Genomic DNA, 11425 nt, shown 5'->3' on the forward strand with positions numbered 1-11425 from the left:
CAATACGCCGCCGTGGCACCTCAAACTGATAATGCAAGATATGAATAACAATCTGCCGTGCTAACGCCGCATCAAATAAGCCATGCGGAGGGTCAATAATATACCGGATCGGCAGATGCTTAAATCCCCCACTCACGGCTTTTAAAGAACAGGAAAGCATCACCTGTAAACGTTCAACTTCTGAATAAGGATTAACGATATCGCTTCTGACATCTGGGGTCCATAAATTACAAGCAGCAACCATAACCACCCCCTATAAAAACAATATGACCACCCCCTAATCGCCAGAACCAACCCTTCCAAACGGCTGCCTGACGACACAACTCTATGCAATTTATCTTGCCCATTTCGTATTGATCTTTAGACATTGATAAACCTTTTTATCTTATGGTATTTAAACTCATGGCAAATGCGCAAAAACGCAAAGCCGTGTAACGAAGTTCAAGCAGCATTACCGCGCAAAGCAGAATGCGCACGCGAATCTGTGTTGGCATGTTTTGCTGCTTTAAAAATGCGACGGCGACTTTTGGGGTAGCGGTCACTAAAAACTTGCTCGACGGGCAAACCGATAAAATCGGCAATAGCACGTTCAGCTTTCTCATTAGACCGTGTCCAGATGTGTTGAACGCTGGATGACGGTAGTTGATAAGCTTTCGCGAGCTCCGCCAAGGTCATATTACGGCGGCGTAGCTCGGCTAAAATACTATGGCGATCCCATACTTGTGTGAGAGTCATAAACTTCGCTCCTACTTCAAACGGATGCTCCAACATCCGTTTTTTGTGGGGTTCTTTGTGTAATAACCGTCTTTTTTACAGACGGTAATATGAGGTATATCTACAAATAGGATATTATTAAACCTCATTTGTAAACATTTGTAATATGAAACGACAAAAAAATGAGCCCAAAACCGCATTAGCAAAACGACTCACAGAAGTTAGAAAGCTTGTGGGCTTATCTCGTGATATATTTTCTCTTAAAATTGGTATCAGTATTCAGGGACTCGGAAATTACGAACGCGGTGACAGAACTCCAGACGCAACAGTTTTATCAGCATATAAGGAAAAATTTGGAGTGAACCTGAATTGGCTTTTGACTGGTGAAGATGCGATGTTTATAGACATGATGATGACTCGGGCTTTCAATATCTCTCCACCTACCATCCCTGCTGGGCTCATGAAAAAGCTCGGTCGCATAGCTTATACAACCTATCGCGATGCAAAAATAAAACTCCCCCTGAAGATATAGCGGAATTAGCAGCAGAGCTTTATAAAAAGTTGCAAGAGCTTGTTCAAAACATCAATGATAGTGAAGAAGTAGAGCTTACTTTGCCTCTTCTAAAATTGCATTTAAAGCGTCAAATAGAAGCTGAAAGAGTACATCTAGAAGCTACACAAGATACGGCTTAATGCCCCTTTAATATGAAAAATCGATATGAAAATCTTTTTTGCTTTTTTTGTCATTTTTGGCTGATTTTGAATCTGGTTGCACTTTTTTTTCATTTTTTTCAAAGGGGCTTCAAAGGCGGTTTTCTGGGCTTTCACAGACTTTTTAAAAATCTTCAAAGGGTTTTCAAAGACCTTTCAAAGCCTTCTCTCATTTTTACCATGAAAATGCACTTTTTTCTGATTTTCGCTCTTTTTCGCAATTTTAGGTGTCAAAATCCATTTTGACAAAATGCGCATTTAATGGTAAAAAATATCCATAAAAACAACAAATTACCACGTATTCCTAACTGATCCTACCTCTTTCCCACTTAGTATAAAACCTAGTGTCAAGCTACACGCATCGTACTTTGCTATGTCTTCATGCTTTAAAGATATAAGAAGTATAGTATGAGCTAGAGGATAGCAACAATGGGATATATCCCCTTTAAATAAATGCACTGGTATGTAATGCATTTGTGAGATTTTAATAATCCTGAAATCTGCTTTTAATTCAATAACTATTTAGTGATCTTCATTGCGAGATTGCATTCAACAACAGGCATTATGATTTTTTTTGTCTATAAAATATTATTAACGGCCTATAAGCAATTTACAGATTTAATTTACTCAGGTTGCATCTATACCTTAAACGATGTCTCCCCCCCCCTCTGTGTTATGACTTTAAAAGAGATATTTCACTTCATGCAGAAAATATTGCTTACTTTGCGAAAGAATAAATATAAAATGAAACATTGGATAGCTGTAATTTCTCAAGATCACGCTCGCCTTGCAGCCAAATTAGGTTTCCTTCAAATCTGTCACGGTAAGGCTGCCCCACTTCAAAAAACATCTAAGGGAGATGAAGTCTTCATTTACTGTCCACGGAGTGAAATGGGCACTGGAAAAATTCTTCAAACTATAGAGTTTCAGTGTGTGTTTAAAGACAACCACATTTATCAAGTAGAGCAAGTTCCTGATTTCAAACCTTTTCGAAAAGATGCTGTTTTTAATAAACAAGCAAAACCTGTTGTTTTAAAAGAAGTTCAAAGTCTAGAATTTCTATCTAATCCTCATTGGGGGATGTTAGCAAGGCGAGGTTTTTTCGAAATTACGACTCATGATGCAACCCAAATTCGCAAAGCAATGGGAATTTATGATAGCTAATTATTTATCTATTTTTGTTATTTCAAGTATATAAAGAAAATCTTTCTTAGAAACTGAAGGGTTTTCTTTTAATTAAAGCATAGTCTAAAGAGATTGGTATCAATGCATTATGTGTCATGACACTGCTGTTGAAAACTGGACTGCAATAGGAATAAACATCTTAAATTTAAAACTTTCTTTTGGCTTGAATCCTATATAGCCTATTCTATTAAAAGGATTTTTTTATGAAAAAGGGGACCCTCATGTTTAAATGGACACATAGCGAAGAGATTTATACACAAGCAAGTGCTGAACAAATTTGGGCTATGTGGGAAGACGTAGCAACATGGCCTTGTTGGGACCATGAACTTGAATGGGTAGAACTTCCTAATGCTTTCAAAGCAGAAGCTATAGGACAAATGAAACCAAAAAAAGGACCGAAAGTAACCTTTACACTTGATAAAGTTATAAAAAACGTTTGTTTTTCTGATTATACTAAACTTCCTTTTACACGCATAATTTTTGATCATGAATATATTAGCTCAACAAAATCTGGTTCTTCAAAAAATAAAATTCGTCATACAGTAACTATGACTGGTTTACTTTCCCCTTTATTTGGAGTGCTTATTGGATCAAAGATTAAATTACATCTTCGTGATGCAATGATCGAAATGAACCGCCGTGCTCTTACTGGGAATAAATCGTTTTCATAACTATACTTACTCACTTAAGGAAATTGAATTTGTTAAAAAAAGACGACGCAGAAGTTATAGCCCACATTAGAGTTGAGTCTTTGAACCGTGAGTGTTTAACTAACCAATTGCTCATGGGGTATGTAATTTAGTCCATTTTGCAGTTTTAGCGTTTAAAATGAAGTGTCATCGCACAATTTCCCATTGGTTTTATGGAAATATGTATTTGACTCACTGACGACAATGAGCGAATTAGAAAGCTTGAAGCCAAAGAGATTTTACTTGCATTTTTTTGAAAGAAGCTGAAAAAAATCGTTCACTTTATTAAAAGAATGTGTGTATGCGAGTATTTATATTGATAAGCATACAAAATGACATTTTATATGAATTCGCCAGATTGCTTATCCGTATAAATAATAAAATATTTAAGGGAGTCTAATAATGACTGACAAAAACCAGATTGATAAAGCCGCTTCGTTGGTTGAAGCAGCAAAGCGTTCTGGAGCAGATGCTGCTGATGCTGTTATTGTCCGTTCACATTCTACCAGCGTATCAGTTCGTTGCGGAAAAGTCGAATCGACAGAAGCTTCAAAGAGCAATGACTTTACATTAAGGGTTTTTGTTGGCAAAAAAGTAGCAAGTGTTTCTGCTAATTTAACGACTTATCCGCAAAAACTAGCAGAGCGTGTTGTTGCAATGGCAAAAGCTTCTCCTGACAGTTTATTTGAAGGTTTGGCAAATAAAGACTATTTGGTTACACACCCTAAAGATCTTGATCTTTTTGATGATTTTGTTCCACATAGTCATTTTTTAACAGAAGATGCTTTAAAAACGGAGGCAGCAGCCCTCGATATTAAAGGAGTGAGCAATTCTGGTGGAGCCACAACAGCTTATGGCCGTAGTGGGTTTGTTCTTGTAACGAGTGATGGTTTTTGTGGGACTTATCATTCCAGTTATTTTTCACGTTCTTGCAGTGCTGTAGCTGGTGAAGGTACCGCAATGGAACGGGATTATGATTATACAGCTGCCCTCCATTTTTCTGATTTGGAAGCAGCAGAAATTGTGGGAAAAAATGCAGGAATTAGAGCAGTTCGACGTTTGGGAGCAGTTCGTGCTACCACAAAGGTTTTGGATGTTATTTTTGATCCGCGTACAGCTCGCGGAATTGCTGGGCATATCGCATGTATGGTGAATGGAGCATCTGTAGCTCGTAAAACGAGTCTTTTACAAAACTTCTTAGGAAAAACAGTGATGAAGTCGGATGTTCATGTGACAGATCAACCTTTGCGATTGCGTGGGAATGCTTCTCGTCCTTTCGATGGAGAAGGTGTGGAAGGGCAAACATTGAATATTATTGAAAATGGTATTTTAAAAAACTGGCTTCTTTCATCATCTTCAGCGCGTGAATTGGGGCTTGAAACCAATGGTCATGGTGTACGTTCAGCTTCATTGGTTCAACCAGCAAGTACCAATTTTGCTATTGAACCGAGTTTAATATCACCTAACGATATGATAAAAAATTTGCGTACCGGATTCTATGTTACAGAATTATTCGGGCATGGCATTGATTTCGTTACGGGACAGTACAGTCGTGGTGCTTCTGGTTTTTGGATTGAAAATGGCGAAATTGCTTATCCAGTAAGCGAAGTAACACTGGGTTCTGATCTGCTCCATATGTTAGCACATTTAACACCTGCCAACGATATTGATCGGCGTTATAGTACAGCGGCGCCAACATTATTAATTGAAGGGATGACACTTGCAGGAAAATAACACACATCTTTCTTCTGATTTAAATCTTTTGCTTGATGTTAGCCGAGAGGCTGGGGATTTAGCAATGAAGTATTTTGGATGTGCTTTAGACGTTTGGATAAAAGATGGAAATTCACCAGTTAGTGAGGCGGATTTTGCAGTTGATCATTTTTTGAAAGAAAAGCTCCTTGAGGCGCGTCCGAATTATGGATGGATTTCAGAAGAAACGAAAGATCATCGGAAACAACAAAATTATGAACGCTACTTTGTGGTTGATCCTATCGATGGAACGCGTGGTTTTCTTTCTGGCAATACCTATTGGTGTATTTCGATAGCTATTATTGAGAATGGGCGCCCTATCGTGGGTGTTGTGCAATGTCCAGCTCAGGGTGATGTTTATGCGGCTCTTATTGGTGGAGGGGCGACATTAAATGGCAGAGAACTTCCTTTTTTGGCATCTCAGATTAAACGCAAATATAAAGTTTCACTCGATAAATCGCTCGCTCAAAAATTGCCAGATGATTTTCTCAATCAAATTAGTTTGTATCGCCATATTCCCTCTCTTGCATATCGTATTGTCCTTGTTGCCCAAAATGAGATTGATATTGTGTTTGTTCGTCCAAATTGTCATGCATGGGATATCGCAGCGGCTGATCTTATTTTACAGGAATGTGGAGGATGTTTTTTATCACTTGATGCACCTTTTATATCTTACGGAATTGAACCTTATCAATATGGACTTTTGATTGCGGGTAAAAATAATTGCTGTCAAGATATGATAGATGTTGTTCGCCAAGCAAAGTTAGTTTAATCACATAAAAAATGCGCTAAAATTTCTTAACGATATGGAGGCTCCATGACCGATACCAATGAAAAAAAACAACATTTGCATCTTGTATTTGGTGGGGAATTGAAAAATCTTAAAAGTAATCAATTTAAGAATCTTGATGATTTAGATGTGGTTGGTATTTTTCCAGATTATCAATCAGCTCAAGAAGCGTGGCAAGCGAAAGCACAAAGCAGTGTAGATAATGCATTACAACGTTATTACATCGTAGACTTGCATCGCCTTCTTGATAGTGAAATGGATGATGCATCATAAAACTTGAATTTTAGACTGTTACTTTCCTCATTATGCAAATGCTAAAAAAATAAATTTTTTCGATATACTATTAGGATGAATGAAAATTAAGTGTATTTTGTAAAGTGCTTTTTGTGATAAAGATGTGGTTTATACAGTTTTTTAGTGTGTGAATGGATTGTGTACCCTTTGTTTATTGAACGAATCTCCTCTTAAAAAACTTAAAGAATGTTGCTAAGGTCTAAAGCGATCATAATCTATTTCTTATGACTTTTTTGTTTTGTTAATTCAGAAATAAATGGAGCATTAAAAAACGAGAGTTTAAATTTGTTCATAGTTTAAGAAGAAAAAGTAAAATTCCTTATGTTCATAAGTTAGTTATGAGAGTGTTCATGATAAAAATGCTCTTAATCCTGACAAGAAACTCCATAATTATGGATATAAAGTGCATAAAACTAGAAAAAGGATTATCTTTTATTTACCTGTACTATGTCATACTGTATGTACATACATTCTCATGGGAGAAAGTTCTTGAAAAAATACAGGAAAAATTGTGATATCGTTTTTCCAAAGCATTCTCATGAATAAAGCGTTTTTTGTTGCTTAAAATGCGGAAAATATTTCGCTCCTCGCTCTGAAAAATTGATGCAATGAACAAGGGTGATGAATCGTTTAATAGAAAAAGCTTGCAGGCGTCTTAAAACAAGTGAATAAGGTGGTTTTAATGATGGAACTAAAGGCATGTGCGGCTCTTTTAATCTATCGGATGATGGGTTTTTGCTTGCGTCCCGTTATACCCTTTTATTTGTTTCTTCGTGCTGTCCGTGGAAAAGAAGAGTGGGGTCGCCAAAAAGAGCGTTTGGGTAAAAGCCATAAAGTCCGTCCTCAAAGCCCATTAATTTGGTTGCACGCGGCAAGTGTTGGAGAAACACTTGCTCTTGTCCCACTTATTAATTATATTTTATCATTAAAAATCAATATATTATTAACAACCTGCACTGTAACATCTTCTTCTCTTGTAAAAAAGCAGTTTGGTAATCGTCTCATTCATCAATATGCTCCGTTAGATTTAGATCTGGCTGTACATCGTTTTATCAGTCATTGGAAACCGGATTTAGCATTGATTTGTGAATCAGAGATTTGGCCTCTTCGTATTAAAGAACTTGCAAAGATGCATATTCCACAGATTCTTGTTAATGCTCATATGTCTGAACGATCTTTTAAAGCTTGGCAAAAACGGCGTGTTCTTGCCAAACATATCTTTAAGCATATTGACTTGGCTATTGGGCAAAACGAAAAAGATGTATCTTATTATAACGCCCTTGGGGTAAAATCTGTTGCACTTTCTGGCAATCTCAAGGCTGATGTTTTGCCGATTGAAGATCAAGATTTGCTTACGTATTATCATAGTGCTATTGGCAACCGCCCAGTTTGGGCAGCTGTTTCAACCCATGAAGGGGAAGAGGAAATTGCTTTTGAAGTTCATAAAATTCTCAAAAATTATTTGCCGGATATATTAACAATCATTGTGCCTCGCCATCCTGAACGTTTAGAAGACCTTATGAGAAAATGCGACAAAAAGAATTTGCGCTTTATCCGTAGAAGTAACAATGCTGTTCCAGATGCAAATACCGACATTTTGTGGGGCGATACAATTGGAGAAATGGGACTTTTCCTTCGCTTATCGAAAGTTTCTTTCATTGGGAAGTCTTTATGTGGAGATGGTGGACACAATCCATTGGAGTTAGCTTTGCTTAGATCAGCTATTTTAACGGGGCCTCATGTTTCTAATTTTCAAGAAATTTTTGACAAATTTTTAACGCGTGATGCAGCATTTGTGATTCAAAACACAAAACAACTTGCTATACAAGTGTATAGGCTTTTAACAAATGAAGCATTACGACAAGAAATGGTTGATAAAGCCTATGACGTAGCAACCGGTATGGCAGGTGCACTCGAGCGCACATTAAAACTTCTTGAACCATTTTTGCAACCTCTCGTGATACAAACAGGTTTGAGTCAACATCGGAGTCAGTATGCATATTAGTACACCTCATTTTTGGTGGAAGGAGAGAAGTTTTTTACGTTTTTTACTAGCTCCAGTTTCTTGGATATATGGTTATTTTTCAAACCGCCGTATGGCAAAAGAACCCCCTATTATTGATCTTCCAGTTTTATGTATTGGCAATTTTACATGTGGCGGTACCGGTAAAACACCTGTTGTCATTGCTTTTGCAAAAGCTGCTAAAGAACTTGGTTTCGTGCCTGGTGTTGTATCACGTGGTTATGGTGGAGCATTTAAGGGAGTGCATCTTGTAAATGAGAAATATGATAATGCACGCGACGTTGGAGATGAAGCGCTTTTACTTGTACGGCATGCTTTTGTTGCCATATCAGTTGATCGTTATGCGGCAGCACAACGGCTCAAGCAAGAAGGATGTACTCTTATTTTAATGGATGATGGGTTTCAAAGCCGCCGTCTTTATATGGATTATGCACTGCTCGTTGTCGATGCAATGCGTGGTTTTGGTAATGGAGCTGTTTTTCCAGCAGGACCTTTGCGTGTATCACTAAAAACACAACTTTCTTTCACAGATAGTATTTTATTGATTGGTCATTTGGACGCAAATGATAAAATGGCTTTTCTTCTCATGCATACTGGAAAACCTTTGCATCACGCTCATTTTAAATCATTGGCGTCCGATAAGGTTGCAGGAAAATCATTCTTAGCATTTGCAGGTATTGGCAATCCAGATAAATTTTTTAAATCCATTAAAGAACTCTCTGGTCATGTGGTGCAAACTTACTCTTATCCTGACCACTATTTTTTTACTGACATAGATTTAAAAAATCTTGCACAAAAAGCTAAAACTCAAAGCTTATGGCTCGCTACAACTGCTAAGGATTACGCACGTATAAAAACAAACCATGTGCAAAAAGATTTAAAAAATCTTATTGTATTTGATGTTCACGTTAATTTTGCTCAAGAAGATTTTTGCCATAAGCTGCTTGAGCAAGTCATAACCCGTTTTAGAGAACGCAAACATCCTCTTTAAAAAGCGAAATTTATAGCCTTCAAATTTGTTATTTTTTCTGTGCTTTTAACAACTCACTGAGATACGGATTGCATTCAAGTTCACGATGATAGGAAATTTCACAACTCGCATATGCTTCTTGGCGGTGATGATTCCAATATTTTAAATCATCTATCGGGATTTTTTGTCCGCTAACCGCACAAAGAGTATAGGTTCCATATTCTATGATTTTATATCCATTATTGGAATAATGAATTTTTGCTTCACGTTCATCCTTGGAAAACATACTTTATAATCCCTTCTTATTAGTATGAGAGATAACTCAAGAAAAGTGCCATAAAATGCCCTATAAAGTCGAGAGTGAATTTAATTTTTTCTTACCAAAACAATGCGTGGAAACTTATTTTCTACCAAAAAGCCTCTCTATATCAGCCAATTTGAGTTCAATATAAGTAGGACGCCCGTGATTACACGTGCCTGTATGAGGGGTTGCTTCTATTTGTCGTAGCAGTGCATTCATTTCTTCGGGGCGTAAAACACGTCCTGACCGTATTGAGCCATGACAAGCCATCGTTGCTGCAACATAATCAAGCATTGCTTTTAAATTGTCTGTCGTATCATATTCAGCAGCTTCATCTGCAAGGTCTTTAATGAGAGCTTGTACATTGATCTCTCCTAACATAGAGGGTGTTTCACGCACAACAATTGCTCCAGGTCCAAATGGTTCTATGCCCAAGCCAAACTTTTGCAAAGCATCTTTGTGCGCTAAAAGACATGTTGCATCTTCTTCAGAGAGCTCTACAATTTCAGGGATAAGCAACAATTGTGAAGCAAGCGGCTTGGAATAAAGTGCATTCTTGAGTGCTTCATAAACCAATCTTTCGTGAGCAGCATGTTGATCGACAATGATCAAGCTCTCTTGAGTTTGAGAAATAATGTAGTTTTTATGGATTTGTGCTCGGGCTGCTCCTAGCGGATAAGATAGTTCTTCTGATGATGTTTCAGTACTTGGAATGTAAGCATCACCGCTTGGCGTATCTAACCCCTCTATAAGAGGAGTAACATCTTCTTCTAAACCAACAGAGTTGGTAATATCCAATGGCTTATGCACCATTGATGCAGATGCCAAAGGGTAATGCTGAGGGTTGTAAGAAAAAGGCGGGTGAGTGCTTTTAAAAGTCTTCAATGGCTGTTGTATCTGAAATGCAGCCAACATTGCTTCAGAACGCGTTGAAGTAGGACGAACACCCATTTGATGCAATGCTTCACGAATTGCTCCGACGACTAAACCGCGAATAAATCCCGGATCACGGAAGCGAACATCCGCTTTTGTTGGGTGGACGTTAACATCTACATCAGCAGGTGGTAAATCAATAAAAAGAATGGATACAGGATAACGATCCCGCGTCATCACATCAGCATAAGCTCCTCGAACTGCTCCCCAAAGAAATTTATCACGCACTGGGCGCCCATTAACATAAGCAAATTGATGAAGGCTATTACTACGGTTAAAGGATGGCAAACAAGCAAACCCAGTTAAACGGACTGATTCGCGTTCAGCATTCAGTGCAATACTGTTGGGAGCAAATTCTTTACCCATAATCTGCGTAATACGTTGTAATTGTCCTTGAATGTTATTTTCCGTAGCAGGAAGCTCCATAGAAGTTCTATCTGGACCTGAAAGAGAAAAACGAATATGTGGAAATGCGATAGCAATTCGTTTAATCATATCGGTAATAGCATTCGTTTCAGCGCGGTCAGTTTTCATAAATTTTAGCCGTGCTGGCGTGACAAAGAAAAGGTCACGAACTTCAACAATTGTTCCAGGATTTGCAGCAGCTGGTTTGGGGCCAAAAACCTTCCCTGCTGTAACAATAATTTCAGTAGCATTCTCAGCATCTTGCGTTCGTGAGGTTAATTTAAGTTTAGCAACAGAACCAATAGAGGGTAAAGCTTCTCCTCTAAACCCAAGAAAGCAGATATTGTGCACATCATCAGTAATCTTTGAGGTACAATGGCGAGAAACTGCTAAGGTTAACTGATCTGCAGGAATACCACAGCCATTATCACTCACCTTTATAAAATTTTTTCCCCCATTTGCTGTAACAATTTCAATTCGCGTTGCTCCCGCGTCAATGGCATTTTCAACAAGTTCTTTGACAACATTTGCTGGCCGTTCAATAACTTCGCCGGCGGCAATTTGATTAATAATATTTTCGCTGAGATGGCGTATAATCATCATAAATTCTAACAGGATTCCTGCGGATTCTTTAGCAAGCTTTGAGGTATGATAGCAT

The 11425-nt window shown here is 37.9% G+C and carries 11 protein-coding genes and 2 pseudogenes; 8 read left to right on the forward strand and 5 right to left on the reverse strand.

Annotated features, from left to right (window positions below):
* The 3 genes and pseudogenes from J7R12_RS00005 to J7R12_RS00015 form a co-directional block, all read right to left on the reverse strand.
* Positions 1-244, reverse strand: a pseudogene (locus tag J7R12_RS00005) (hypothetical protein); the annotation flags it as partial.
* Complete coding sequence (locus tag J7R12_RS00010; RefSeq protein ID WP_164713721.1) at positions 228-368, reverse strand: hypothetical protein; 141 nt, start codon at positions 366-368, stop codon at positions 228-230. The pseudogene J7R12_RS00005 and the gene J7R12_RS00010, both read right to left, overlap by 17 nt.
* 73 nt (positions 369-441) lie before the next feature.
* Positions 442-735, reverse strand: coding sequence for a helix-turn-helix domain-containing protein (locus J7R12_RS00015; protein WP_126602580.1), 294 nt, complete (start codon positions 733-735; stop codon positions 442-444).
* A 145-nt stretch (positions 736-880) separates the two neighbouring features.
* Here J7R12_RS00015 and J7R12_RS00020 point away from each other — a divergent pair.
* The 8 genes and pseudogenes from J7R12_RS00020 to lpxK all read left to right on the forward strand — a co-directional run bounded on the left by J7R12_RS00020 (position 881) and on the right by lpxK (position 9149).
* Positions 881-1407: pseudogene (locus tag J7R12_RS00020) on the forward strand (helix-turn-helix domain-containing protein).
* Positions 1408-2169: 762 nt separating this feature from the next.
* Positions 2170-2589 carry an EVE domain-containing protein gene (locus J7R12_RS00025; protein ID WP_126602578.1) on the forward strand — a complete coding sequence of 140 codons (420 nt, stop codon included), beginning with the start codon at positions 2170-2172 and terminating at the stop codon, positions 2587-2589.
* A 242-nt stretch (positions 2590-2831) separates the two neighbouring features.
* The gene (locus J7R12_RS00030; protein ID WP_126602576.1) at positions 2832-3281 is read left to right on the forward strand and encodes an SRPBCC family protein; all 450 of its coding nucleotides are present in this window, start codon (positions 2832-2834) and stop codon (positions 3279-3281) included.
* Between the two features lie 420 nt (positions 3282-3701).
* The gene (locus J7R12_RS00035; protein ID WP_126602575.1) at positions 3702-5033 is read left to right on the forward strand and encodes a TldD/PmbA family protein; all 1332 of its coding nucleotides are present in this window, start codon (positions 3702-3704) and stop codon (positions 5031-5033) included.
* Positions 5020-5823: a 3'(2'),5'-bisphosphate nucleotidase CysQ gene (locus J7R12_RS00040; protein WP_126602573.1), complete on the forward strand. Its 804-nt coding sequence runs from the start codon at positions 5020-5022 to the stop codon at positions 5821-5823. Before J7R12_RS00035 ends, J7R12_RS00040 begins: the two co-directional genes overlap by 14 nt.
* A 45-nt stretch (positions 5824-5868) precedes the next feature.
* The gene (locus J7R12_RS00045) at positions 5869-6114 is read left to right on the forward strand and encodes a DUF4170 domain-containing protein (protein ID WP_126602571.1); all 246 of its coding nucleotides are present in this window, start codon (positions 5869-5871) and stop codon (positions 6112-6114) included.
* A 703-nt stretch (positions 6115-6817) separates the two neighbouring features.
* Entirely contained in the window at positions 6818-8140 is a 1323-nt protein-coding gene (gene waaA, locus J7R12_RS00050; protein ID WP_126602569.1) for a lipid IV(A) 3-deoxy-D-manno-octulosonic acid transferase, read from the forward strand.
* Complete coding sequence (gene lpxK, locus J7R12_RS00055; protein ID WP_126602567.1) at positions 8130-9149, forward strand: tetraacyldisaccharide 4'-kinase; 1020 nt, start codon at positions 8130-8132, stop codon at positions 9147-9149. Before waaA ends, lpxK begins: the two co-directional genes overlap by 11 nt.
* A 28-nt stretch (positions 9150-9177) precedes the next feature.
* Here lpxK and J7R12_RS00060 read toward each other — a convergent pair whose 3' ends face one another.
* Positions 9178-9414: a DUF2093 domain-containing protein gene (locus J7R12_RS00060; RefSeq protein ID WP_126602566.1), complete on the reverse strand. Its 237-nt coding sequence runs from the start codon at positions 9412-9414 to the stop codon at positions 9178-9180.
* A gap of 114 nt (positions 9415-9528) precedes the next feature.
* The gene (gene mutL, locus J7R12_RS00065; RefSeq protein ID WP_126604012.1) at positions 9529-11367 is read right to left on the reverse strand and encodes a DNA mismatch repair endonuclease MutL; all 1839 of its coding nucleotides are present in this window, start codon (positions 11365-11367) and stop codon (positions 9529-9531) included.
* Positions 11368-11425 lie beyond the last annotated feature (58 nt).

The organism is Bartonella vinsonii subsp. vinsonii (genome assembly GCF_902825235.1).
Taxonomy (GTDB): domain Bacteria; phylum Pseudomonadota; class Alphaproteobacteria; order Rhizobiales; family Rhizobiaceae; genus Bartonella; species Bartonella vinsonii.